At 69.0% G+C, this 25,382-nt stretch carries 19 protein-coding genes; 5 read left to right on the top strand and 14 right to left on the bottom strand.

Annotated elements, in window-relative coordinates; translation table 11 throughout:
* Positions 1-933: an AAA family ATPase gene (locus MARKY_RS03185; RefSeq protein WP_013703427.1), complete on the bottom strand. Its 933-nt coding sequence runs from the start codon at positions 931-933 to the stop codon at positions 1-3.
* Positions 930-2,309: a DUF4129 domain-containing protein gene (locus MARKY_RS03180; protein ID WP_041657794.1), complete on the bottom strand. Its 1,380-nt coding sequence runs from the start codon at positions 2,307-2,309 to the stop codon at positions 930-932. The genes MARKY_RS03185 and MARKY_RS03180 overlap by 4 nt, the downstream gene beginning before the upstream one ends.
* 155 nt (positions 2,310-2,464) lie before the next feature.
* Here MARKY_RS03180 and metK point away from each other — a divergent pair, with 155 nt between their 5' ends.
* A complete protein-coding gene (metK, locus tag MARKY_RS03175; protein ID WP_041658251.1) occupies positions 2,465-3,640 on the top strand; it encodes a methionine adenosyltransferase in 1,176 nt (391 codons plus the stop codon).
* A 58-nt stretch (positions 3,641-3,698) separates the two neighbouring features.
* Here the strand turns inward: metK and speA are convergent, their stop codons facing one another.
* The 3 genes from speA to MARKY_RS03160 are packed head-to-tail and all read right to left on the bottom strand — an operon-like array spanning position 3,699 to position 7,932.
* A complete protein-coding gene (gene speA, locus MARKY_RS03170) occupies positions 3,699-5,591 on the bottom strand; it encodes a biosynthetic arginine decarboxylase (RefSeq protein WP_013703424.1) in 1,893 nt (630 codons plus the stop codon).
* A 19-nt stretch (positions 5,592-5,610) separates the two neighbouring features.
* Positions 5,611-6,801 (bottom strand): glycine C-acetyltransferase, encoded by a 1,191-nt coding sequence (locus MARKY_RS03165; protein WP_013703423.1) that lies wholly within the window; start codon positions 6,799-6,801, stop codon positions 5,611-5,613.
* A 9-nt stretch (positions 6,802-6,810) separates the two neighbouring features.
* Positions 6,811-7,932 (bottom strand): DUF3179 domain-containing protein, encoded by a 1,122-nt coding sequence (locus MARKY_RS03160; protein WP_013703422.1) that lies wholly within the window; start codon positions 7,930-7,932, stop codon positions 6,811-6,813.
* A gap of 128 nt (positions 7,933-8,060) precedes the next feature.
* Between MARKY_RS03160 and MARKY_RS03155 the strand changes: the two genes are divergently transcribed.
* Positions 8,061-8,681 (top strand): YdcF family protein, encoded by a 621-nt coding sequence (locus MARKY_RS03155; RefSeq protein WP_013703421.1) that lies wholly within the window; start codon positions 8,061-8,063, stop codon positions 8,679-8,681.
* A 50-nt stretch (positions 8,682-8,731) separates the two neighbouring features.
* On the opposite strand, the gene aceF is transcribed toward MARKY_RS03155, so the two are convergent.
* The 5 genes from aceF to MARKY_RS03130 all read right to left on the bottom strand — a co-directional run bounded on the left by aceF (position 8,732) and on the right by MARKY_RS03130 (position 15,646).
* Complete coding sequence (gene aceF / locus MARKY_RS03150) at positions 8,732-10,012, bottom strand: dihydrolipoyllysine-residue acetyltransferase (RefSeq protein WP_013703420.1); 1,281 nt, start codon at positions 10,010-10,012, stop codon at positions 8,732-8,734.
* 15 nt (positions 10,013-10,027) lie between these two features.
* Positions 10,028-12,730: a pyruvate dehydrogenase (acetyl-transferring), homodimeric type gene (gene aceE / locus MARKY_RS03145; RefSeq protein ID WP_013703419.1), complete on the bottom strand. Its 2,703-nt coding sequence runs from the start codon at positions 12,728-12,730 to the stop codon at positions 10,028-10,030.
* A 129-nt stretch (positions 12,731-12,859) separates the two neighbouring features.
* Positions 12,860-14,227, bottom strand: a complete 1,368-nt coding sequence (locus MARKY_RS03140) for an NAD(P)(+) transhydrogenase (Re/Si-specific) subunit beta (RefSeq protein WP_013703418.1) — start codon at positions 14,225-14,227, stop codon at positions 12,860-12,862.
* Between the two features lies 1 nt (position 14,228).
* Positions 14,229-14,516 carry an NAD(P) transhydrogenase subunit alpha part 2 gene (locus tag MARKY_RS03135; protein WP_013703417.1) on the bottom strand — a complete coding sequence of 96 codons (288 nt, stop codon included), beginning with the start codon at positions 14,514-14,516 and terminating at the stop codon, positions 14,229-14,231.
* Entirely contained in the window at positions 14,513-15,646 is a 1,134-nt protein-coding gene (locus MARKY_RS03130; protein ID WP_013703416.1) for a Re/Si-specific NAD(P)(+) transhydrogenase subunit alpha, read from the bottom strand. Before MARKY_RS03130 ends, MARKY_RS03135 begins: the two co-directional genes overlap by 4 nt.
* Before the next feature lie 114 nt (positions 15,647-15,760).
* Between MARKY_RS03130 and MARKY_RS03125 the strand changes: the two genes are divergently transcribed.
* Positions 15,761-16,705, top strand: coding sequence for a nitroreductase family protein (locus MARKY_RS03125; protein ID WP_013703415.1), 945 nt, complete (start codon positions 15,761-15,763; stop codon positions 16,703-16,705).
* A 47-nt stretch (positions 16,706-16,752) separates the two neighbouring features.
* Here the strand turns inward: MARKY_RS03125 and MARKY_RS12205 are convergent, their stop codons facing one another.
* The 3 genes from MARKY_RS12205 to MARKY_RS03110 all read right to left on the bottom strand — a co-directional run bounded on the left by MARKY_RS12205 (position 16,753) and on the right by MARKY_RS03110 (position 20,059).
* Positions 16,753-17,745 carry a hypothetical protein gene (locus MARKY_RS12205; protein WP_013703414.1) on the bottom strand — a complete coding sequence of 331 codons (993 nt, stop codon included), beginning with the start codon at positions 17,743-17,745 and terminating at the stop codon, positions 16,753-16,755.
* Between the two features lie 117 nt (positions 17,746-17,862).
* Positions 17,863-19,062 carry a CaiB/BaiF CoA transferase family protein gene (locus tag MARKY_RS03115; protein ID WP_013703413.1) on the bottom strand — a complete coding sequence of 400 codons (1,200 nt, stop codon included), beginning with the start codon at positions 19,060-19,062 and terminating at the stop codon, positions 17,863-17,865.
* Positions 19,049-20,059: an aminopeptidase gene (locus MARKY_RS03110; protein WP_013703412.1), complete on the bottom strand. Its 1,011-nt coding sequence runs from the start codon at positions 20,057-20,059 to the stop codon at positions 19,049-19,051. The genes MARKY_RS03115 and MARKY_RS03110 overlap by 14 nt, the downstream gene beginning before the upstream one ends.
* Before the next feature lie 174 nt (positions 20,060-20,233).
* Here MARKY_RS03110 and MARKY_RS03105 point away from each other — a divergent pair, with 174 nt between their 5' ends.
* Both MARKY_RS03105 and MARKY_RS03100 read left to right on the top strand, forming a co-directional pair.
* Positions 20,234-21,229, top strand: coding sequence for a TAXI family TRAP transporter solute-binding subunit (locus MARKY_RS03105; protein ID WP_013703411.1), 996 nt, complete (start codon positions 20,234-20,236; stop codon positions 21,227-21,229).
* 122 nt (positions 21,230-21,351) lie between these two features.
* Positions 21,352-23,361 carry a TRAP transporter permease gene (locus MARKY_RS03100; RefSeq protein ID WP_013703410.1) on the top strand — a complete coding sequence of 670 codons (2,010 nt, stop codon included), beginning with the start codon at positions 21,352-21,354 and terminating at the stop codon, positions 23,359-23,361.
* Here the strand turns inward: MARKY_RS03100 and MARKY_RS03095 are convergent, their stop codons facing one another.
* Positions 23,362-25,347 (bottom strand): putative bifunctional diguanylate cyclase/phosphodiesterase, encoded by a 1,986-nt coding sequence (locus tag MARKY_RS03095; RefSeq protein ID WP_013703409.1) that lies wholly within the window; start codon positions 25,345-25,347, stop codon positions 23,362-23,364.
* Positions 25,348-25,382 lie beyond the last annotated feature (35 nt).

Here is a 25,382-nt window from a genome sequence, read left to right as displayed (position 1 = left end):
TCACGTGCGCTCCACCGGGACCGGCACGGCGGCCAAAACGCTTTGGAGGACTGCTTCCACCGTTACTCCTTCGAGGCGCGCCTCAGGCTCGAGGAGGACGCGGTGCCCCATCACGGGAAGGAAGGCAGCCTTCACGTCGTCGGGCAGCACGAACGTCCGCCCTTCGATCGCAGCGAGGGCCATGGCGAGGTGCTGCAGGGCTAAAGCGGCGCGCGGCGACGCCCCGAGGGTCACGCCCTCAGCCACGCGGGTGCGGCGTACCAGGTTCACGATGTACCGGGCGATCTCGGGATCCACCCGCACCTGCCGGACCGCCGCCTGCGCTTCCAGAACCTCCTCCGGGCTCGAAACGGGGTGCAGGTCCTGGAGGGCGTGGTGCTCGCGCATCCGGAGGAGCATCTCGACCTCCTCCTCGAGCTCGGGGTACCCGAGCGCGACCCGCACCAAAAAGCGGTCGAGCTGAGCCTCGGGCAGGCGGTAAGTGCCGTCCATCTCGACGGGGTTCTGCGTGGCGAGCACCACGAAGGGGCGCGGCAGGGGCCGCGTCTCGCCGTCCACCGTGACCTGGAACTCGGCCATGGCCTCCAGCAGAGCCGACTGGGTCTTGGGGGTCGCGCGGTTGATCTCGTCGGCGAGCAGCACCGAGGTGAAGACGGGGCCGGGCTGAAAGTGAAACCGGCCCTCGCGGTACACGTTCACGCCGGTCAGGTCCGAGGGCAGCAGGTCCGGGGTGAACTGCACGCGCCGGAAGGGCAGCCCGAGGGAGCGGGCGACGGCTCGAGCGAGCGTGGTCTTCCCGGTGCCGGGCACGTCCTCGATGAGCACGTGCCCCCCGGCGAGCAACGCGCCCAGGATGAGCCGGACGGGCTCGGCGTTACCCACGATGACCTTGGCCACGTTGTGGCGTACCCGTTCATACCAGGATTGGATCATGCTTCCTCCCGTGCCCAATACGCTTGAATCCGCTGCAGCAGGCGCTCGGCCCGTTCCGCGTCCGACCTTGGGCTACGCCCCCCATAACGCACGGGCTCGTAGAGGCGGGTGAGTTCGGCGACCGGCGCCGCGAGGCCGGCGTAGGTTCGCCCCACGCGCGCCGCGTACTCGCGGGGGGTCTCGTGGTCCTGGCGGGGCTGGTGGGAACGCATGAGCTCGAGGAAGCGGCGGTACACCTCCCGCACGCGTCCCGCGTACCCTTCCTCGGGTACCGTGCCCGCTAGGTGCGATGACGCGGGGACGGGCCGGTCCACGGCCGAACGCCGCCCAGCCGCACCGCGCCACACGAGCGCAAGAACGCCCAAGGCGGCCAGGACCCCTCCCAGGACCACAAATGCGCCCAGCAAGCCAAGGCCCGCGAGCCCGTCGCGCAACGCGGGCGGTACCGGGCTCGGCACAACCGCGCCAGGAGCCGTGCCGGGCCCTGGGCTCCCCGCGGGTGCGGGTAGGCTCCCCCCACCGGCCGTACCTTGCCCTTCCTGAAGAAGGGCGAACCAGAGGAGGAGCATCCCGAAGGTCCAGGCCACCGCGAGTAGGGAGGCCAGGTGCACGCCCTTAAAGGGGGTCCGGATTGCGCGCGCGCCAAGGAAGGCCGCCCCAAGCCCCACGAAGAAGAGGACGATCCCCCCCAGCGCGGCCGCCACGATCCCCGGGAAGGCCGCTCGAGCCAGGGCGGTCACTGGTGAGGGGGCTTCCTCCACGACCCACGCGCGCCCCCCACCCCCGGCCGGCGCGCGCCCTGTGCCCTCCCAAACCGCCGATGGCGCAGCCGGCGCGTCTTCGTGAACCGCAGGGGCCGCCTCAATGGGGCCTGCGATCTCGAAACGCCCCCCTACAAGGCCGAGCAGCACCAGCGCCACGCTGGCCGCGGCCACCCCAAGGGCGGAGCGGTTCGTTCGCCAGGTCGCGCCGCGTGACCGTGCTTGTTCCCGGGCACGCTCCATGATCCAGACCACGTGCGCGAGGAGAAGCCAGGCCAGCATCCCCCCGTCCGGCCGGAGCAGCAGCAGGGGGCTCAACCAGGCCACGGCGCGGAGCGAACCGGCGCGCATCGCGGAGAGGCTCAATCCGAGCGCCCAAAGCACCAGGGTGAGCTTCCCCCACGCCACGGCCGCTTGCTGCAAGGCCGCGCGCTCGAGCTCAACCCCGACGAAGAGGTACAGGCCCGCTACCCCCGCGAACCAGAGGAAGGCGCCGTGCAGGTGGGTGCGGCGCAGGAGGAGGTACAACCCCACCCCCAGGGCCAGGCCCGGCCATAGCGCGGGGGGCAGCGCCCACAAGGCCGCCCCGATTAGAACCAGTCCTAGCTTCAGCACTGTCGCCAGTATACACAACCCGCTCCTCGTACGCCGCAACGGGCGCCACACCTCCGGATTCCGGAGCCGGTTCATCCTGCAGGGCTCCTAGGAGTGCTATACTGAGCATCCAGCCGGCTTGCCGGCATGCCTCTTTGAAGGAGGGTAGGGAATTGCTGCGACTGGTCACCTCTGAGTCGGTTACGGAAGGACACCCGGACAAGCTCGCGGACCGTATCTCCGACGCGATCCTGGACGCGCTCATCGCGCAGGACCCCAAGGCCCGCGTGGCCTGCGAGACGCTCGTCACCACGGGCCTTGTCTTCGTCGCCGGGGAGATCACCACCGAAGGGTACGTGGACATCCCCGGCCTGGTGCGCAAGACGATCAAGGACGTGGGATACACCCGCGCGAAGTTCGGTTTTGACGGGGACACCTGCGCCGTCCTCACCGCGATCGACGAGCAGTCCCCGGACATCGCGGGGGGCGTCAACGAGTCGTACGAGGTGCGCGTGCTTAAATCCACGGACCCGTTGGACCGGGTGGGCGCCGGTGACCAGGGGTTGATGTTCGGTTACGCGACCGACGAAACCCCCGAGCTGATGCCCCTCCCGATCATGTTGGCCCACAAGCTCACCATGCGGCTGGCCGAGGCCCGCAAGACCGGTGAGCTCGAGTACCTCCGCCCGGACGGAAAGTCGCAGGTCACCGTGGTCTACGATGGGGAAAAGCCGCTGTACGTCAAGACCGTGGTCATCTCCACCCAGCACTCTCCCGAGATGGAGCAAGACCAGATCCGGGAGGACGTGATCCAGCGGGTGGTGCGCCGCGCGATTCCGGAGGAGTACCTATCCGAGGAGACCGAGTACCTGATCAACCCCTCGGGCAAGTTCGTGATCGGCGGCCCGCACGGCGACACCGGCCTCACCGGCCGTAAGGTCATCGTGGACACCTACGGCGGCGCGGTCCCGCACGGGGGCGGCGCGTTCAGCGGCAAGGACCCCACCAAGGTGGACCGTTCCGCGAGCTACTACGCGCGGTACATGGCGAAGAACATCGTGGCCGCCGGCCTCGCGAAACGCGCTCTGGTGGAGCTCGCGTACGCGATCGGCAAGGCCCGCCCGGTCGGGCTGCGGGTGGAGACCTTCGGCACCGGCGTGCTCCCCGACGAAAAGATCGCCGAGATCGCTCGCAAGGTGTTCGACCCGCGCCCGCAGGCTATCATCGAGCAGCTCGACCTCCTGCGCCCCATCTACACCCCCACCTCCGCTTACGGGCACTTTGGGCGCACCGGCTTCCCCTGGGAGGCCACGGACCGGGTCGAGGCCCTGCGGCAAGAAGCCGGGCTCTAACCCCCATCTAGACCGCGCGCCGCGGGCCCCGGGCCCGCGGCGCGCGCTTGTATTACGCTCAGTCCTCCAGGTACGTGTACCCCACGAGCTCGTTCCGGTAGCGCTCGAGGAACTCCCGCTTCTCCTCCGGGCTCAGCCCGTCCGCTTCCTCGAGGACCGCCGCCATCGCGCGGGTGAGGTCCTCGGTCTCGTACCCCATCTTCTCGATGACCCGCCGGGCCTTCTCTCCCCCCACCACGCGCTCCACGACGAACCCGTGCTCCTCCACGCGCACGTGGGCCTCGAGGACCCGACCGAAGAGGTTGTGCGTGCTGCCCAGGACGTCCTGGTACGCCCCGGTGAGGAAGACCCCCAGGTAGTACGGCTCACCGGGCCGGAGGTCGTGGATAGGCAGGGTGTGCCGCACGTCCTTGAGGTCGATGAAACGGTCGATCTTGCCGTCGGAGTCGCAGGAGATGTCCACGATCGTTGCCTCGCGCGTCGGTCGTTCGAGGAGGCGCGCCAACGGCACGATGGGAAACAGCTGCTTGATCGCCCAGGTATCCGGAAGGCTCTGGAAGAGGCTGAAGTTGCAGACGAGCTTGTCCGCGAGCAGTTTAGGCAACGCCTCGAACTCGTCCGGGACGTAATCCAGCGTGCGGATCAAGCGGTGGATCTTGCGGGCGATCTGGTAGAAGAGCGCCTCCGCGAGGGCCCGGTCGCGCAGGGAGACGAGGCCCAGGTCGTAGAGGGTCTGGATCGTCTCCTTGTCGTTCAGCGCGTCGTGGTAGATGTCGCGGTAGTTCTTAATCGTGAGGCTCTTGTACTCCTCCTCGAGGTCCTTCACGAGCTGGTGCGCGTCCTCAGGGACCTCCACCGCCGCCTCGCCAGGCGGGCGGATCACGTCGATCACCTGGAGGACGAGGACGCTGTGGTACGCGGTGAGGGCCCGGCCGGACTCCGTCACGAGGATGGGGTGGACCTCACGGTGCTGGTCCGCGACCTCCTTGGTGACGTAAACCAGGTCCTCCGCGTACTCCCAGGTCGTGTAGTTCGCGGAGGCGTAGAAGGCGGACTTGGAGCCGTCGTAATCCACGGCGAGCCCCCCACCGAGGTTCAGGTACCGGATCGGCGCGCCGAGCCGGCGGAGCTGCACGTAGGTCTGCGCGGCCTCCCGCACCGCGGCCTTGATGCGGCGGATGTCCGTGATCTGGGAGCCGATGTGCGCGTGCAGCATCACCAGGCTGTCCAGCATCCCCACCTCGCGCAGCACCTCCACCGCCCGCAGCACCTCCGGCGCGGAAAGCCCGAACTTCGCTCCCTCGCCCCCGCTCGAGGCCCACTGGCCCGATCCTTTGGCCCGGAGCTTGAAGCGCAGCCCGAGCAGGGGCCGGACCCCCAGCTCGTGCGCCACGCGCAGGACCCGCGCGAGCTCGGCGAACTTCTCCAGCGTGATGACGACGCGCTTGCCGAGCTTCTTCCCCATGAGGGCCAGGCGCACGAAGTCCTCGTCCTTAAACCCGTTGCAGGTGACCAGCGCGTCCTCGGCCAATTCCTGCGCCAGGATCAAAGCCAGCTCGGCCTTGCTGCCCGCCTCGAGGCCGAACGCGTAGGGGCGACCGGCCCGGGCGATCGTCTCCACCACGACGCGACGCTGATTCACCTTGACCGGGTACACGCCCTGGTAGGCGCCTTGGTACCCGTACTTGGCGATGGCCGCGCGGAAGGCCTCGTTCAACTCCCGCACGCGCGCCTCGAGGATCTGCGGGAACCGCAGGATCATGGGGAAGGGACGGCCTTCGTCCTCCAGGCGCCGCACGACCTCGAGCAAGGAAACCCCCGGCCCGTCCGGACCGAGCGGCGTGACCTCCATCTCGCCCTGGCGCCCCACACGGAAGAACCCGTGCCCCCAGTACGGCACCAGGTAGGTCTCCTCCGCGTCCTTAATGGTGTACTGCTCGAGCTGTCGCAATCCGCTCAAACCCCCCGCTCTACCCGGTGATGACGCCCATCGCGCGCCCCACCACCTGGTAAGCCTCGAGGGCCCGGTCCAGCATCTCCCGGGTGTGCGCGGCGGTCACGATGTTGCGGATGCGAGCCTGACCGCGCGGCACGGTGGGGAAGCCGATACCCACGGCGAAGACCCCGCGCTCAAGGAGCTTGCGGCTGGCCTCAAAAGCAGCGGGCGCCTCCCCAAACAAGACCGGCGTGATGGGGGTCTGGCTGCCCATGGTGTCGAACCCCATGCGGGCGAGCTCGTCCTTGAAGTAGCGGGTGTTGTCCCAAAGGCGCTGGACGCGTTCGGGCTCCTGCTGGATGAGCTCGAGGGCCCCTACGAGCGCCCCCACCACGGCCGGGGGGTGCGAGGTGGAGAAGAGGAAGGGGCGGGCCTTGTTGATGAGGAGGTCCCGCAGCTCCCGCGCGCCCGCGGCGTACCCCCCCACGACCGCCCAAGCCTTGGAGAGGGTCGCGACCTGGATCACGTCAGGGTCCGCGTGGTACCCGAAGTGGTGCACGGTACCTTTCCCCATCTCGCCCAGCACGCCCGAGCCGTGCGCGTCGTCCACGTACACCACCGCGCCGTACCGCTTGGCGAGCGGCACGATCTTGTCGAGGGGCGCGATGTCCCCGTCCATGGAGAAGACCCCGTCCGTGACAATGAGCTTTAGGCCGTCGGTGTCGTGCTCCTTAAGGAGGGCCTCGAGGTGCGCGACGTCCGCGTGCCGGTAGACGAAGCGCTTGGCCTTGGTGAGGCGCAGCCCGTCGATGATCGAAGCGTGGTTGAGCTCGTCGGAGAAGACCACGTCCTCAGGGCCCAGCAGCGCACCGAGGACGCCCTGGTTCGCGGTGAACCCCGCCTGCAGCACGAGGGCGCTCTCGGTGCCCTTAAAGCGCGCCAGCATCTCCTCGAACTCCTGGTGGTAGGTGAAGGTACCCGCGATGGTGCGCACCGCGCCGCTCCCCGCACCCCAGCGCTCCAGGTACTCCCGTGCGCGGCGCTTGAGGTGCGGGTGATTCGCGAAGCCTAGGTAGTTGTTGCTCGCGAGGTTCACCACCTCCCGCCCGTCCACGCGCGTCACCGGCTCCTGGGGGGCCTCGAGGACCTTCAGGCTGATGTACAGGCCTTCCTGTTTCAGCCGGTTCAGCTCGTTCGTCACGCGTTCGCGAAGCTTCAGGCTCATGCCCCTATTCTACGGGAGTTCGTTCGCGTCCGGCGCGTACACGGTGATCCGGGGTTCGGCCGCGACCACCGCAAACCAGAACGCGGTGCGGGTGGGGAGGGCCTCGAGGCGATGGCCTTCAAGCGGCCCATCCACCGCCCGCCCGGCGAGGTTCCAGGTGCTTTGGGTTTCCTGGTCGCGGAACCGCCCGTCCTCGAGGGTAAAGTGCAGCCGCCGTCCCTCCACGACCGGCCGGTACGCCCCACCGGTGCGGGCTTCGGCGTCGATGAAGACCACGATCGCTTGACCGTCCAGCACCTCCTGGATCGCCCGGCGCCCTAGGGCCTCGATCGGATAGGCGCGGGCCGCGTCCCCCACCTTGACCGCGAGGACCACCGTCGCCGGCAAGAGGCGTGGGTCCCGGGAGGCGTCGCTCACAGGGAAGGGAAAGCGACCGCTGTTCACGAAGTCCGTGTAGTTCGCGAAGGGGTCCCGGTCGTAGGGTCGGTTGAACCCGGTGCCGCGCGAGAGCACGAGGGTGTCCGGGTGCAGGGCACGCCAGGCCGCCCAGGTCGCCATCATGCTAGGGAGCGGCGTAAGGCGCGCTCCGGTGAGGGGCCCCACGATGGCCCGTCCCGCCACCTGCCACCAGTAGCTGCCGGTCTCGTAATCCAGCATCACCAGGTCCGACTCGTACAGGGCGCTGGTGTTCCCGAAGCGAAGCACCCGGCCCTCGAAGCGGCGGCTGTACACGATCCCGCTGAAGCACAAGGGGCAGTACGAGACCAGGACCGGTTCCCCCGCGAGTGTGTCGTTCACGATCTCGTGGAAGTTCAGGATGCGGACCGGGTAGGCCCACGCCCCGCCCCCTGCGGCGTACCCCAGCACGAGGTCGTCCGCGCGCAGCCAAGCCTCCGCCGCGTCCGCGGGCTCGTACCTCGGGTGGTTGAGCGGGGGGATCGCGTCGCGCAGCCTCCGGATGAGTTCCGGGGAGGCCTCGCTCAAGGGCACCGCACCGGTTAGGGGGTTGAAGGTATCGAAGTAAATCTCCTCCAAGGGCACCAGGTGCTTCGAGGTGTCCAAGGGCGGCACCGCCCCTTGCGCCCACGCCACCCCCAGCACAAACGTCAGCCCGAGTCCCACGCACCTCACGCCGCACCTCCCCTCGCGTTCCCCTCAGGCTAGGGCCGCCGCCCTTGGGTTTCGGTAACGCCCCACACCCGGAGGTGCCCGCCTTACGAAGCGGCGCGGCGGGCCGGGGTAGGGTAAAGGTGCACCCCATGAACTCCGGTTTTTCCCGTGCTTTAGTCCCCAAGCGGCTCGTTTGGCTCGCGCTTCTCGCCGCCGTGGGGCTTTGGGCCGGCCGCGTGCTGTGGCTGCCGGGCCTCGGGGGGTACCTGGTCGTCGCGGATCCCCTCGAGCCCGCCCAGGCCGTGCTGCCGCTCGCCGGGGCGCAGCACCGGGCAGCTGCGGCCGCCCGGCTGGTGCGGGCGGGGTACGCCGAGGTCCTCCTCATCACCCAGATCCCGCTGGCGGAGCCCGGCGCGCGCGCACGGTACGTCGCGCAGGTCCAGGCCGTCGCGCTTCAGGCCGGGCTGAACCCGGAGCGGATCCGGGTCGTTCCGGGGTACGCGCGCACCACCTACGCGGAGGCCCAAAACGCGCGGGCCTTCCTCGAGGGACGGGGCTGGACCTCCCTCATCGTGGTCACCGACGCGTACCACACCCGCCGCGCCCGCCTCCTCTTCCGCCGCGCCTTTCAGGGCTCAGGGATCACGGTGCGCGTGCGCCCTGCGGAGGGCGGGGCACCCCCCGAAGCCTGGTGGACCACCCCCGAAGGGCAACGCGCGGTCCTGAGCGAGTACCTTAAGCTTATGGCGCACGCCGTGGGTGTCCGGTAATGAAAACGGGAGGGCCTGAGGCCCTCCCCACGAGACCCAGCCCGGCGCGCCTATCCCTCAAGCGGCAGCAGGAACGGCGTCTCGAGCGCCTCGCACACCCAGCGCAAGAACCGCGCGGCGTCCGCCCCGTCGATCAAGCGATGGTCGTAGGTCACGGCCAAGGGAAGGATGCGCCGCGGCTCGAAGGTCCCGGTCTCCTCGTTCCACACGGGCTCGATGCTGCTGCGCGCCACCCCCAGAATCGCGACCTCGGGGGTGTTCACGATCGGGGTGAACCCCGTCCCGCCGATCCCGCCCAGGTTCGAGACGCTGAAGGTACCGCCTTGCATCTCCTCCGGTTTGAGCTTGCGGTTGCGGGCCTTCTCCGCGACCTCACCGAGCTCTTTGGCGATCTGGAGGATGTTCTTCTGGTCTACGTCGCGGATCACGGGCACCAACAGCCCGGCCGGGGTGTCCACGGCCACGCCGATGTGCACGTACTTCTTGTAGATGATCTCGTTCGCCGCGACGTCGATGCTGGCGTTGAACTTGGGGAACTTCTTCAAGGCCTGCGCGACCACCTTCAGGATGATCGCGGTCATCGTAAGGCGCGCCCCCACGGCCTCGGCCTTCTTCTGGTACCGCTTGCGCAGCGCCTCGAGCTCGGTGATGTCCGCCCGGTCGAAGTGCGTGACCATCGGGACCTGGGCCCAGGCCAGGCTCATCTGCCGCACCGTGGCGCGCCGCACGCCGCTCATGGGCTCGCGCTCGACCTCGCCCCACTTGCTGAAGTCCGGCAGGGGCGGAGCTTCAAGCGGCACGCCGGCCGGGGCCGGAGCGGGGGCCTGGCCCGCCGCGCGGCGCACGTCCTCCTCGGTGATGCGGCCCGCGATTCCGGTCCCCTCGATCCGGTGGATGTCCACCCCCAGTTCGCGCGCCAGGCGGCGGATCGAGGGCGCGGCCGGGATCAGGCGCCGCTCCTGCGGGGCGGGGGCCGAAGCCGGCACGGACGGCTTGGACTCCGCCGCGCTCGCCGGGGCCGCCACCGCCTCTGGCTCAGGCGCCGGTTCCGGTTCCGACGCCGGCTCGGCCGCGGCCTCCGCCGGGGCATCCGCGGCCTCCTCGAGCACCAGGATGGCCTGCCCCACCCGGACTTCGTCCCCCTCCTTGACCAGCACGCGCTGCACCACGCCGCCCGCCGAGGCGGGCACCTCGAGGGTGGCCTTGTCGGTCTCGAGCTCGAGGACCGCCGCACCCGGCTGGATCCGGTCCCCTTCCTTCACCAAAACACTCACCACTAGGGCCGACTCGATGTTATCGCCCAGCTCGGGAAGCTTGACCTCCGTTGCCACGCTTCGCTCCTTTCCTCACAGCTTGACCGGGTCGGGCTTTTCCGGATCAACACCCAGCTTCTGAATGGCTTGCTCCACTACCTTGGGGTCGAGTTCCCCTTCGCGCGCCAGGGCCGCCAGGGTCGCGACCGTGATGTGCCGCGCGTCCACCTCGAAGTGATCCCGGAGCTCGGCCCGGGCCTCGCTGCGCCCGAACCCATCGGTACCCAGCGCGTGCATGCGCTTGGGCAGGTACCCGGAGAGGGCGTCGGGCAAGAGCTTCATGTAGTCCGAGGCGGCCACGAACACCCCGGGCGCGTCCTTGAGCACCTGGGCCGCGTACGGCAGGCGCGGCGCTTCGGTGGGGTGGAGCCGGTTCCAGCGATCGGTCTCCACCGCGTCGCGGTAGAGGTTCTTGTAGCTGGTGACGCTCCACACGTCCGCCGCGACCCCGTAGGCCTCGAGCAGCTCCTGGGCCTTCAACACCTCGTTCAGGATCGCGCCGCTGCCGAACAGCTGCGCGCGGTGCTTGGCGTCCGCGAGGTTCGAGGCGCGCAGCTTGTAGAGGCCCTTGAGGATGCCTTCCTTGACTGTCTCCCGCGGTTCGGGCATCTCGGGCTGGGCGTAGTTCTCGTTGCCCACGGTGATGTAGTAGAAGACATCCTCGCCCTCGTGGTACATGCGCCGGAGCCCGTCCTGGATGATAACGGCGATCTCGTAGGCGAAGGCCGGGTCGTAGGCCACGAGGTTCGGGACGGTGAGGGCGGCGACGTGGCTGTGCCCGTCCTGGTGCTGCAGCCCCTCCCCGGCGAGGGTGGTGCGGCCGGCCGTCGCGCCGATGAGGAACCCACGCGCGCGGCTGTCACCCGCGGCCCAGATGAGGTCCCCCACGCGCTGGAAACCGAACATGGAGTAGTAGATGTAGAAGGGGATCATGGGGATGCCGTAGTTCGTGTGCGCGGTGCCCGCCGCGATAAACGAGCTCATCGCGCCCGCCTCGGTGATCCCCTCCTCGAGGATCTGGCCGTCTTGGGCCTCCTTGTACACGAGGAGCGAGCCCGCGTCCGGCGGTTCGTAGCGCTGGCCCACCGGCGAGTAGATCCCGACCTGAGCAACAAGGGCCTCCATCCCGAAGGTGCGTCCCTCGTCCGGAATGATGGGCACCACGCGCCGGCCGAGTTCCTTGTGCCGCAACAGCTTCGCGATGATCCGCACCAGCGCCATCGTGGTGGAAACCGGCCGCCCCCCGGTGCCCTTGTAGAACTCCTCAAAGAAGGCCTCCTCCGGGACCGGGAGGGGTTCGGCCTTCACCTCGCGCTTGGGCACGAACCCACCCAACGCCGCGCGCCGTTCGCGCAGGTAGCGGATCTCGGGGCTGTCCGGGTCCGGCCGGTAGAAGGGCACCTCCTCCAAAGCCTCGTCCGGCACGGGGATCTGGAGGCGGTCACGGAACTCGCGCAAAGCGCTCGTATCGAGCTTCTTCACCTGGTGCGCGACGTTGCGCGCCTCGGCCACGGCCCCGAGGCCGTACCCCTTGATCGTGTGCGCGAGGATCACGGTGGGCTGGCCCCGGTGCTCCACGGCCGCGCGGTACGCGGCGTACACCTTGGTGGGGTCGTGCCCGCCCCGGTCGCGCAAGAGGGCCTCGAGGTCCGCGTCGGAGAGGTCCTGCACAAGCTCGGCGAGCTTGGGGTCCGCGCCGAAGAAGTGTTCGCGGAAGAACCTGGGCCCCTCCGCGACGTACTTCTGCCACCAGCCGTCCACCGTCTCGGCGAAGCGCTTCAAGAGCCGGCCCTCGGTGTCCCGGGCGAGCAAGGCGTCCCAGCGCCGCCCCCACGCGACCTTGATCACGTTCCAGCCCGCGCCGCGGAAGATGCGCTCGAGCTCCTGCACGACCTGCCCGTTCCCGTAGACCGGGCCGTCGAGGCGCTGCAGGTTGCAGTTCACCACCCAGATCAGGTTGTCGAGCCGTTCGCGCGCGGCGACGCGCAGCGCCCCTAGGATCTCGGGCTCGTCGGTCTCGCCGTCCCCGATGAAAGCCCAGACCTTCGCGCTGGACTTGGGTTTTAGGCCGCGGTGCTCCAGGTAACGCATGAAGCGGGCCTGGTAGATGGACATGATCGGCCCGAGGCCCATCGAGACGGTGGGGTACTCCCAGAACTCCGGCATCAGCCACGGGTGCGGGTAGCTCGCAAGCCCCCCTTCCGGCTTAAGCTCGCGCCGGAAGTTGCGGAGCTGGGCCTCGCTTAAGCGGCCTTCCAAAAAAGCGCGGGCGTAGATCCCCGGGGAGGCGTGCCCCTGGATGTAGACGAGGTCGCGGTCGAACCCCTTCTCGCGGCCGCGGAAGAAGTGGTTGAACCCCACCTCGAACAATTCCGCGGCCGAGGCGTAGGTGGCCAGGTGGCCGCCGATCCCGTCCGAGTGCTTGTTCGCCCGGACCACCATCGCGACCGCGTTCCAGCGGATCAGGTTGCGGATGCGCGCTTCGAGCTCGAGGTCCCCCGGGTAGGGCATCTCCTGCTCGGCGGGGATCGTGTTCGTGAGGGGGGTGTTCCCCACGAAGGGGAGCGCGACCCCGTGGCGCAACGCGTGGCGCTCCAGTAACTCTAGGAGGGCCCGCGTGCGTTCCGGCCCCGCGCTTTCGAGCACGTACTCGAGCGACTCGAGCCACTCTTGGTCCTCGATGCGTTCGAGGAGGCGTTGTTCCTCCGGGCTGAGGGCAGCCCGCCGCGCGATCATCTCCTCCATCTGACCTTCCCCTTTCTTCTCCTCCTGTTCATTCCGAACGCCGCAGACACCCGCAAGCGCACCACATATACACTACACCACCCGCGGGGAGCCGTTGGTCCCCGCGGGAAACAATCCGCGTTAGGCCGCGTACACCTGCTTGAGTTCCTGCACCAGGCGGTTCACGACCGCTTGCGCGTCCCCGTAGAGCATGCGGGTGTGGTCCATGTAGAAGAGCTCGTTCTCGATCCCCGCGAACCCCTTGCCCCGGCCGCGCTTGACGACTAGAACGTTCTTGGCCTGGTCCACGTCCAGGATGGGCATCCCGTACAGCGGCGTGCCCGGCCGGCGCGCCGCGGGGTTCACCACGTCGTTCGCGCCGATCACGAGCGCCACGTCCGCGGTGGCGAACTCTGGGTTGATCTCCTCCAGGTCGTACAGCCGCTCGTACGGCACCCCGGCCTCAGCGAGCAGGACGTTCATGTGCCCCGGCATGCGTCCCGCGACCGGGTGGATCGCGAACTTCACCTCCACCCCCCGCGCCTCGAGGAGGTCCATGAGCTCTTTGAGCTTGTGCTGGGCCTGCGCTACGGCCATCCCGTACCCGGGCACGATGATGACCTTGTTCGCGTAGGCCAGCATGATCGCGGCGTCTTCCGCGTCGATGGGCTTGAGGCTTCCCTGCACCGCGCCCGCGGACTCCTCCTCCGCGCCGAACGCGCCGAACAACACGTTCGCGAGGGAGCGGTTCATCGCCTTGGCCATCAGCTGGGTGAGGAGGGTACCGGCCGCGCCCACCACCGTGCCCGCCACGATCATCGCCATGTTGTTGATGGCGAACCCCTCGAAGGCCACGGCCAGGCCGGTGAGGGCGTTATAGAGGGAGATGACGACCGGCATGTCCGCCCCGCCGATCGGCAGGGTCATCAGCACCCCGAAGGCCAGCGCGGCCAGGAAGAACAGGCCGATGGTGGCCGGGGAGGGCGTGCCGAGCAGAAGCGCGCCCAGCAGGAGCGCGCCGGCCAGCACCGTGAGGTTCACGCCCTGCTGCGCGGGGAAGACGATCGGGCGCTCGCGCAACAGGCGCTGAAGCTTCGCGAAGGCGATGAGCGACCCGCTGAAGGAAACCGCGCCGATCAGGCCCCCAAGCACCGCGAGGGCCACGAACCCCAGCCCGACCACCTCGCCCCGCAGTAACTCCACCGCGGCGATCGCGCCGGCCGCTCCGCCCCCCATGCCGTTGTACACGGCGACCATCTGGGGCATGTCCGTCATCGCCACGCGCCCCGCGAGCACCCAGGCCACCCCCCCACCGATCGCGATCGCTAAAAGCATCAAGCCGTGATTGCGCAGCCCCGGCCACAAAAAGGTCACGGCCACGGCGAGCAGCATGGCCACCCCCGCCCACACGATGCCTTGGCGGGCCGTGGCCGGGTGGCTCATCCGCCGCAGGCCCATGATGAACAAAAACGCGGTGAGGAAGTACACGGCCTCGATCAGGTTCGGCACGCTACCCCTCCTTTCGCCGCTCGAACATCTCCAGCATGCGCGCGGTGACCGCGTACCCTCCCGCGGCGTTCGCGGCCCCGAGCAGCACCCCCAAAAAGCCGATCGCCCGCTCCGCGGGGGTGTCCGCGTATCCCAGCACCACCATCGCGCCCACCAGCACGATCCCGTGAATGAAGTTCGATCCGCTCATGAGCGGCGTGTGCAGGATCACCGGAACCCGGCGGATCACCTCGTACCCCGTGAACCCCGCGAGCAGCACGATGTACAGCGCGGCCCAGAACTCGCTCATCCCGCACTCCCTTCCACCCGCTCCCGGGTCGGACCGTGCCGGATCTCCCCGGCCCACACCAACGCGCTTTTCGCCAGGATCTCATCCCCCCAGTCGGGCTCGAGCCGCTCCCCTCCCTGGGTGAGGAGCTCGAGGAAGTGGTAGAGATTCTTGGCGTACATCTCGCTCGCGTGCACCGCGAGCTCGCTCGGGAGATTGAGCGGCCCGTAGATCGTGACCCCCCCGTGCTCCAGGACCTCGCCCGGCCGGGTGAGGGCGCAGTTCCCGCCGGACTCGGCCGCCAGATCCACGATCACCGCGCCGGGCTTCATGCGGGCCACCATCGCTTCCGTCACGAGGAGCGGGGCCGGACGGCCGGGAACCTGCGCGGTGGTGATGACCGCGTCCGCGCGGGCCACCGCTTCCGCGAGCATCTCGCGCTCGCGGGCCTTCTCCTCCTCGGTCAGCTCGCGGGCGTACCCGCCCTCGGCCTCGGCGTCGAGGGGCAGCTCGAGGAACTTCGCCCCGAGGCTCCGCACCTGCTCCCCCGCGGCGCGACGCACGTCGTAGGCCTCGACCACCGCGCCAAGCCGGCGGGCGGTGGCGATGGCCTGCAACCCCGCCACGCCAGCCCCCAGCACAAGGACCTGCGCTGGTCGGATCGTGCCGGCCGCGGTGGTGAGCATGGGGAAGAAGCGGCGCGTAAGGTTCGCGGCCACCAGGGCCGCCTTGTAGCCTGCGACGGTGGCCTGGGAGGAAAGGGCGTCCATGGGCTGGGCGCGCGTGATCCGGGGAATCAGCTCGATGGCGAAAGCGTTCACCCGGCGTTCGCGCATGCGCGCCACGCGGTCCGGGTAGCGGTGCGGGTGCATAAACCCGACCACCACGGCCCCCGGCGGGATCCGCTCGAGCTCCTCGAGGGTGGGCGGCTGCACCTTGAGGACCACCTGCGCTTCGGCGTAGGGGTCCGCCACCACCTGAGCCCCGGCCGCGGCGTACGCGGCGTCCGGGTAATCGGCCGCCGCGCCAGCGCCCTGCTCAACCTGGACCTGGTACCCCTTTCCCGCCAAGCGGCCCACGACCTCAGGCACCAGGGCCACTCGGCGCTCCCCAGGGGCCACCTCCTTGGGTACCGCTACACGAATCGGCATCGTCACCCCCTGTATCCCCCTGGATTTGGACCGATTATACCGGATTTCCTGGGGCGTTCCGGAGGGCGTTTGTCCTTTTTCATTCGGCAAGCACGGGGTCTTTAAAATCCAGATATGGACCTGTACCGCCTCTACCAAACCCGGCGTTCCATCCGTAAGTTCAAGCGCGAACCCATCCCGGAAGACGACCTGGAGAAGATCCTGTACGCCGCGCAGCGGGCTCCGACGGACGCCACCGCGCAGATGTACTCGATCCTGCGCGTCACGGATCCCGAGCTCCGCAAGCGGATCGCGCACCTCTCCGGGGACCAGGAGCACATCGAGAGCGCCGCGGAGTTCTTCCTGCTCCTCGCGGACGTGTGGCGGCTCCGGCGGCTCGTGGAGCACCGGGGCGGAAGGTTCGGTCGCTGGCCGCGCACCGCGGCCCACTTCGCCATCGTGGACGCGGTCCTGGCCGGCAGCGCCCTCGCCACCATGGCCGAAGCGCTCGGGTACGGGATCTGCTGGATCGGCGGGGTGCTGAACGGGATCCGGGAGATCAGCGCCCTCGTGGATCTGCCGGAAGGCGTGATTCCCGTGGCCGGCCTGTGCGTGGGCGTCCCCGACGAGGACCCCGCCCCCCGCCCCCGCCTGCCGCGCGCGCTGGTGGTGCACGAGAACCGCTACCGCGCGTACACCCCCGAGGAGTTGGACGAAGCGTACGCGGCGATGCGCCCCATCACCCGCAAGGGCGACTGGTACCGCGTTCTGGACCGGTACTTCGCCGAAGGCGGCACGATGGAACTCCGCGAAGGCCCCTACCAGGCCCTCGCGGCGCGCAAGGGATTCGACCCGGACCTCCCCGCCCCCCTGGCCGAGGCCCTCACCGCGCGCGGCCTCGAGGCCCGCTCCTTAGGCCAGCTGATCGAGGAGGCCTTCCGGCGGGGGTACCGCGGCGTGTTGTTCAACCAGGGCGCGGTCTGGCTCGAGAAGGAAACCGAGGCCCACCGGGGCGAGGGGGCCACGCCCGGCGAGGCTTTGGCAAAGGCGCTCCTCGAGGCCTTCCCCGAGGAGGCGTAACACCGCGGGCGGGGCGGCTTTAGGCCGCCCCGCCTGACTTAGGGTCTTTAGAGGCTTTTCTTGATCGTCACGTCACCGCAGGCGTTGTAGGTCACCTGGAAGAACGCGCCGGTCGTGAGGTTCTCGTGCCGGATCCAGCCGGCGTCGAACCCGCCGAAGCGGCGCTCCTTGAAGATCTGATACAGGCTCCGGGCGCACTCTCGGCTCCAGTGGAGCGGCGGCTCGGTCGAGCTGGTCACGGTGAGCTCCTGGGTCTCGCCGTTGCGGGTGATCGTGGTCGTGCCGTTCACCGTGACCGTGCCCGCCGCGCCCGGCTGGTTGGGGTCGTCCGGGGTGTAGGTCTTGGTCTTGCTCGAGGCGACCGTGGTCTCGCTGTGCACCGCGCCGTCCACGGTGATCACGACGGAGAGGTCCAGATCCCGGTTCCAGGTCCAGCCGGTGTCCGCCGAGCCGCTAAGGTCCACCGTGCCGTTCACGGTGCGGGTCCGGGTGACCGCGTGGCCGTTCCGGGTGCCGGAGAGGGAGACGACGAAGTCCGTCAGGGTGAGGGTGAACCCGGTGTGGTCTCCGGTCTTGTCGGTGAAGTCGATCACGCCGCTCACCGTGAAGTCAATCTCCTGGTCCACCTGATGCGCCTCGGGGGTCATGGTGCCGGAGCAGTCGAAGCTCGCGGAGGCCGCGTCCACCACCCCGTCCCCGTCGTCGTCCACGGGCGGCGCGCTCACGTCAATCACGCAGGTCCCGCTCGCGTCCTTCGGGGGCAGGTGCACCCCCCAGGCGCGCAGGACGCGCCCCACGACCGGCGGCAACCCCCAGTCGTTCGCCGTAGCCTGGACCTCCTGGTCCGCCACGGACTGCACCGCGAGGCCGCCCGACCCCACCGGGAGATCCTCGAGGAGCGCCGAGTCCAGCCCCTCCTCCACGGAAAGCGCCTCGGCCACCGCGTCCTCGTCCGGCAGGTTCGCCGTCGGCGCGTTCGTCCCACAAGCCGCCAATACACCCGCCAACACCGCACCTAAAACCAGGTTCTTCGCTTGCATAACCCTACCTCCTTTCCAATCCACCCCCAGCCTAGGGAAAGGGAGGCAGGGCGAAATTTAAAGCCTCCTAAAGAAACCTTTATCTTGAGGCCAAGATTAAGCTTCGATTAAAGTCTCTCACGCTCGCGAGCGGATTACACCGTCCCGCTCGAGCCGCTCGAGCTCGGCCTCCTCCACGCCCAGCACCGCTCCGAGCACCTGGCGGGTGTGCTCCCCAAGGAGCGGCGGGGGCCCCGCGGGGGCTGCCGGGGTGCGGCTCATGAACTGCAGGGGGTTCGCCACAAGGGGCAACGCCCCCAGCGTGGGGTGCGCCACCCGCCACAGCACCCCGCGCGCCGCGGCCTGCGGGTCCGCGAAAGCCTCGGCCAGGTCGTTCACCGGCGTGGCCGGCACCCCGGCCTGGTGGAAGACCTCGAGCCACGCCTGCCGAGGGCGCGTGCGGAAGATGGCGGCCAGGCGCCCGACAAGCGCCTCGCGGTGTGCGACCCGGCCCGCGTTGGTTTGAAAGCGCGGGTCCTCCCAGAGCTCCGGGTGCTGGATCGCCTCGGTCATGCGGCGGTACTGCTCGTCGTTCCCTACCGCGAGGATGAACCACTTGTCCTGGGCCTGGAAGGCCTGGTACGGCACGATCTGCGGGTGGGCGCTCCCCAACCGGCCGGGCACCTCCCCGGTCATGAGGTAGGCCTGGGCCTGGTTCACCAGGCTCGCGAGGCCCACGTCAAACAACGCGAGGTCGATGTACTGTCCCTTCCCGCTCGAGGCCCGCTCCCATAAGGCCGTGAGGATGCCGATCGCGGCGTAGAGCCCGGTGAGCACGTCGATCCAGGCCACCCCGACCTTCACGGGCGGGCCGTCTGGCTCGCCCGTGATGCTCATGATGCCCGTGATGCCCTGAAGGGCCACGTCGTACCCGGGCTCCTGGGCGCGGGGGCCGGTCTGCCCGAACCCGGTGATCGAGCAGTAGACGAGGCCGGGGTTCAGGGGCGCGAGGCTCGCGTAGTCCAGACCGTAGCGCGCGAGCGTCCCCGCCTTGAAGTTCTCCACCAGCACGTCCGCCCGGGCCGCGAGCTCACGGACGAGCGCCTGGCCGCGGGGGTCCTTGAGGTTGACCGCGACGCTCTTCTTCCCGCGGTTCGCCGAGAGGTAGTACGCGCTCTCCCCTTCCTGAAACGGCGGCCCCCAGCGGCGGGTGTCGTCCCCCCAGGGCGACTCGAGCTTCCACACCTCCGCGCCGAGGTCCGCGAGGATCTGGGTGCACACGGGGCCCGCCAGGATGCGGGACAGGTCCAGCACGCGGATGCCTTCAAGCGGTTTCATCAATCATCAGTTTGCCATCCTTAAAGAGCAGGAGGTCGTCCAGCCACACGCTCGCGTCGTAAAGGACCATGTCCCAGTGCAGGCCGCACTCGTGCGTCCCCCCGTAAAAGAGGTCGCTCCCCAGCGCCACGTGCACGTTGCCAAGGGCCTTTTTCTCCTCCTCGAAGTCCCCGTTCCGCAAGGCGTTGGGGTTGAGGCCGATCCCGACCTCGGCGATGTGCCGCGCGCAGGGCAGGCTGCGGAAGACCGCCTCGAGCTGGCGCACCCGATGGCCGCCGCCCTCGAGGCGCACCACGCGTCCCGCCTCGACCTCGAGGATGAAGGGGTCCATGCCCTTCAGCCCCGCGACGGGCCCGTCCACGACGAGCACGCCCTGGGACGTGCCCGTCCGGGGCCGTTGGGAGACCTCCCCATCGGAGAAGGCCGCTTCACGCCCCGGTTCGCGCGCCAGGCCGCACTCCACGATCACCACCTGCCCCATCACGGGTTCCTTGGTCACGCCGGCGCGGAAGTCGGTGCCCGCTCGGGTCTGGATGCGGATCTCCTCGGCTTGGCTCCACAGCTGCGCCACCCGCTGCCCTAGGGCCTCGAGGGCCTCGTAGTCTGCGGTCGCGGCGCCTTTGAGGTAGTTGTCCAGATCCCGCATCACCATGGAGAGCGCACGGATCCGGCGCTGGGCGAGGAGTTCGGCGACGCGCGGGGCGTAGGTCGGCGCGCCGGAGGCGCGCGTCACCCCGATGAGGACGTCCACCTCCTCGAGGGCCCGCTCGATGGGGCGCGTGAGGCGTGTGGCGCGCTCCTGGCCCCGGGTGGGCATCAGGGCCACGGTGTACTCCGCGCCGACAGCCTGTACCGATCCGGCTAGGGCCAGGTAGATGTCCGTCTCGGTCTCCGGGTCGGCCACGATGAGGACGTTCTCCCCCGGCTGCACCGCGAGGTGGTGCCGTACGATCCGCTGGGCCAGGGCGATCGCGTCGATGATGCGCTGCCGGTTCATGGGTGCTCCGTTACCTTCATGATTCCGCAGCCGGTCCGCCATTGCAACTACCTCGTTCCTTCCACGCTCCAAAACGCGGGTGAAGTGTTTGTAGGAAACAAAATGCTTTGTTGACAGAGGGGATGGGTTCAGGCTACCTTGAGTAAGGCACCTATCTGCCTTGGAGGTGAACGCATGAAACACGGCAAGTTCGTGCTAGCGGCATTGCTGGGCCTGGCGCTTGGGGCCGGGGCCCTGGCGCAACGCACCTTTATCACGATTGGTTCGGGATCCACGACCGGGTTGTACTTCCCCACCGCGGTGGGCATCGCCAAGATCATCAACGACGCGGACATCGGGGTGCGGGCCAACGGCCGCTCCACTGGCGGCAGCGTCTTCAACGCGGGCGCGATCCAAAGCGGCGAGCTTCAGATGACCCTAATCCAGAACGACATCGCCTTCTACTGCTACACCGGGACGGTCGTCGAGGCCTGCAAGAACAACCCCGCGACCAAGCTGCGCGGCATCGCCACCCTCTACCCCGAACCGGTCCACATCCTCGCGCGGGCGGACTCGGGCATCCGCTCCGTCGCGGACTTCAAGGGCAAGCGCGTGTACGTCGGTGACGTGGGCTCGGGCGTGGAGCAAAACGCCAAGCAGATCCTCGAGGCCTACGGCCTGACCTTTGACGACCTCGGCCAGCAGGTGCGCGGCCGCGCGGGCCAGGCGGTCCAGCTGCTCCAGGACGGCCGCCTCGACGCGATGTTCTACACCGTGGGGATCGGCTCCGCGGCGATCCAGCAGGCGGCCCTGACCACGGACATCGAGGTCCTCGCGCTGGATCTGGACACGATCAACAAGCTGAAGGAACAGTACCCCTTCTACGCGCAGGTCATCATTCCGGGCGGTGTGTACCAGGGGATTGACGTCTCGGTGCCCACCGTCACCGTGAAGGCCACGCTGGCGGCCTCCGCGGACCTGCCGGAGGACGTGGTGTACCGGATCACCAAGCTTCTCTTCCAGGAGAAGCTCGAGGAGTTCTACAACATCCAGAACCCGAACCTGCGGGAGTTCTTCACGCTGGAGAAAGCCCTCGACGGCATGCCGATCCCGCTCCACCCGGGCGCGGTGCGCTTCTACCAGGAGGTCGGCATCCCGGTGCCCGAGCGCCTGCTCCCGCCGGAGGAGTAAACTAAAGCGTGCCGACCCGGCCCCGGCCGGGGCCGGGTTTTTTCGTGTAGGCGCCCGCCTCTCGCCGCATGCGGGCGTTCCCGTACGCTGTAGGAAAACCCAGCCTGAGGCGAGGTAGACGCATGAGTGAGACGCACAACCAGAAAGCCGTCGAGTTAATGCAGGAGGTGGAGTACGGCGCGCGCAACCCGCGGGCCGTCTGGCAGCGCTGGTTGATCTTCGGGATCGCGGTTCTATGGAGCCTCTTCCAGGTGTGGGCGATCTGGCTGGGCTCCCTCGAGCCTGAGCGCCTCGGCCCGATGCACCTGGCCTTCGCGTTCGCGCTGGCCTTTTTGGCCTACCCTTCCAAGCGCGGCCCCAAGGACCGCATTCCCTGGCTGGACTGGGTGCTCGCCGGGCTTTCCGTGGCCGGTGCGCTCTACGTCGTGGTGAACTTCTACACCATCGTGGTCCTCCAGGGCGGGGTGCCGGTGCCGCGGGACGTGGTGATGGGCGTGCTCACGCTCCTCACCCTGTTCATCGCCGCGGTGCGCGTGGTGGGCTGGGCCCTGCCGATCATCGCGAGCGTGCTACTCCTGTACGCCGCGATGGGCCCAGCGGGGATCATCCCCATCACCCCTCCGGACGTCCTGTACCTGCACAACGGGTACGGCCTCCGGCAGATCATCGGGCAGCTCTACCTGACCTCGGAGGGCATCTGGGGCACCCCCATCCGCGTCTCGGCGACGTTCGTCTTCCTCTTCGTCCTGTTCGGCGCGCTCCTCGACCGCGCGGGCGCCGGAAAGTACTTCGTGGACCTCGCCTATAGCGCCCTCGGCACCTTCCGGGGCGGGCCCGCGAAGGCCGCGGTCGTGGGTAGCCTCCTCACTGGGGTGATCTCCGGCTCCTCGATCGCGAACGTGGTCACCACCGGCACCTTCACCATCCCCCTGATGCGCCGCGTGGGGTACCCACCGGAGAAAGCCGGCGCGACCGAGGTCGGCGCATCCACCAACGGCCAGCTGATGCCGCCCATCATGGGGGCCGCGGCCTTCATCATGGCGGAGTTCTTGCAGATCCCCTACGCCGACCTCATCCTCTACGCCCTGATCCCCGCCCTGCTCTCCTACATCGGTCTCCTCTACGTGGTGCACCTCGAGGCCCTCAAGCTGGGGCTTAAGGGGTTGCCGAAGGAGGAACTGCCGCCGTTTTGGCCCACCTTCTTCTCAGGGCTGCACTACCTGATCCCGGTCGCCTGGCTGATGTACGAGCTGATCGGCCTGCGCCACACGCCGGAACGCAGCGCCTTGAACGCGATGTTCCTGTTGATCGGGCTGATCCTGGTGCAGGAGGTGTGGCGCGCCTGGCGGAGCGGGCGCGGCCCCTGGCAGGGGCTCCGCACGGGCCTGATCGAGATCATCAACGGGTTCGAGACCGGGGCCCGCAACATGACCTCGATCGCGATCGCGACCGCCGCGGCGGGGATCATCGTGGGGGTCGTTACCCTAACCGGACTCGGCTTCGGCCTGACCGACATCGTCCAGGCGCTCTCCGGCGGGAACATCGTCATCGTGCTCATCCTGGCCGCGATCGCCTCCCTCATCCTGGGCCTCGGCCTGCCCACCACCGCGAACTACATCGTGATGGCCGCGCTCGTGGTTCCGGTGATCCGGGACCTGGCCCAAAACGCCGGGGTGGAGATCCCCCTGGTCGCAATCCACTTGTTCGTCTTCTACTTCGGGATCCTCGCGGACGACACGCCCCCCGTGGGGCTCGCCGCGTACGCCGCGGCGGCCATCGCCCGCTCCAACCCCATCAAGACCGGGATTCAGGGGTTCATCTACGACATGCGCACCGCGATCCTGCCCTTTATCTTTATCTTTAACCCTGAACTCCTGCTCCTCAACATCCAAAGCGCATGGCACGCGGCCGGGGTGGTGGCCACCGCGCTGGTGGGCATGCTGGCCTTCGTGGCGGGCACCCAGGGGTTCCTCCTCACCCGCATGAGCTGGCTCGAGCGCCTTCCCTTGATCGCCGCGGCCTTCCTGTTGTTGCGGCCTGGACTCACTACCGACCTCGTCGGCTTCGCGCTGATCGCCCTGGTGTACCTGGTGCAGCGCTATCGTCTCCGGCAAACGCCGGTGCAGGCGTGATCACGAGCCTTCCCGACGCGCGAGGGCGTCGAGGGCCTCCAACGGGCCGGGCCGCGCGATCAGGTACCCCTGGGCGTAATCGCAGGCGTGAGCCTTGAGCCACTCGAGCTGCTCGGGGGTCTCGACGCCTTCCGCGATGACCTCGATCCCCAACCGCCGGGCGAGGTCGAGGATGCCCTCCACGAGCGCCGTGTCCTGGGTGCTGCGGGTCAACCCGTGGGTGAAGCGCTGGTCGAGCTTGAGGTGATCGAGGGGGAAGAGGCGCAGATAGGTGAGGGAGCTGTACCCGGTGCCGAAGTCGTCCACCGCGAGGCCTACCCCGAGCTCCTTAATCGCCTGAAGGACGGGCAGGATGCGTTCTGGGTCGGCCAGCATCCGCTCCGTGATCTCGAGGACCAACCGGCCCGGGGGCACACGGGACACCTCGAGGGCTTCCCGGATGAAAGGCACGAAGCCAGGGTCGTGCAGGGTCTGGGGGGAGAGGTTGACCGCGCACCACCCGGGCACGCGCGCCATCTCGGCCAGGGCCCGGCGGAGCACGTACCGGTCCAGCTCGGGCATCAGGCCGCGCTCCTCCGCGAGGGGAATGAACGCCCCGGGGGGAATCCAGCCGCGCTCGGGGTGCGGCCAGCGCACGAGGGCCTCGGCCCCCGCGATCCGGCCCGTGCGCAGGTTGCGGATGGGCTGGTAGTGCAGCTCCAGCGCGCGGGCGGCCATGGCCTGGCGCAGTTCGATCTCGAGCTCGAGCCGCTCGGGCGCGGGAGAACCGCCTTGCGCGGGGGTGTGCAGGCGCACGGGCACGCCTTGGCCGCGCGCCTCGCGCAGTGCGGCGCTCGCCGCGGCGAGCAGGGCGTCGAGGGCTGTGCCGTGCTCAGGGTAGAGGGCGACCCCGGCCGTGGCGGTCACGTACGCCCGGTGCCCGTCAACGGTGTAGGGCCCCTCGAGGGCGGTGAGGTACCGCTGGACGAGGCGCAGCGCCGTCTCCGGCGTGCAGTCCTGCGCGAGGACGAGGAACTCGTCCGCACCGAGGTGCGCCACGAGGTCCTCCGCGCGCACCGTGGCTTGGAGGGCCTCGGCCACCGCCCGTAGGACCCGGTCCCCCACGTGCACGCCAAATCCCTCGTTGATGGAGTGAAACCCGTTCAGATCGATCAAGATCGCCGCGACCACCCAACCGCGGCGCTGGGCCTGCTCGAGGACCTGGCGCGCGGTGAGCTTGAGGTAGTTTCGGTTGGGCAGGCCGGTGACCGCGTCCCGGTAGGTGAGGTGCTCGAGCCGGGTCCGTAGGGCCGTTTCCTCGCTCAGGTCGCGCACCACGACCTGGTAGGCCTCCGTATGCCCGAAGGGCACGCGCTGCCCGCTGACCTCCGCGGGAATGAGGGTCCCGTCGAGGCGGCGCAGGCGGTAGGTGGCGGAGACCACGGCGGTGCGCCCGGAACGCAGGGCCTCCAACCGCCGCTGCATCTGGGGACGGTACGCCTCCGGTATGAACTCGGTCAGGGGCCGTCCGACGAGGGCTTTGGGGGTGGGCGCGCCGAGGATGCGGGCCAGCTCGGGGTTGGCGTACAGGAGGCGCGCTCCGTCGTGCACCCCCACCCCCACCGGGAGGTGGTAGAGCAACCGTTGGTAGCGGGCCTCCGCCGCCCGCGCGCGCTCGAGAAGGAGGCGGGCCCACCCCGTGCCTCCCCCAAGGATAACGCCGAGCAGGGTAGCGGGGAGGAGGGCGGGGTAGGCCGGACCGGGATCGCGCACCCAACTAAAGAGGGCGAGGTGCCAGGGCAGGATCATGAACCCCGCCATGATGCCGCCGCGCGGTCCGAAGCTCCACCCCGCCGCCAGGACCCACAGCGCGGAGAAGGGCGCCAGGCCCCGCCCCCAAAACGGGTAGGTCAGGTAGAACAACGCGCTATAGAGCGCAGCGCCTCCAAGGACCACCCCCCAGGCGCGCGCCGTCCATCCGGGAAACGCGCTGGCTTGCTCGGGCATCTTGCCTATCAGTATAGGACGGCTGTACCGGCTCC

Origin of the sequence: Marinithermus hydrothermalis DSM 14884, assembly GCF_000195335.1 — a bacterium.
GTDB lineage: Bacteria > Deinococcota > Deinococci > Deinococcales > Marinithermaceae > Marinithermus > Marinithermus hydrothermalis.
Note: the sequence above shows the minus strand (reverse complement) of the source record. Positions and strands in the feature narration are given on the sequence as shown.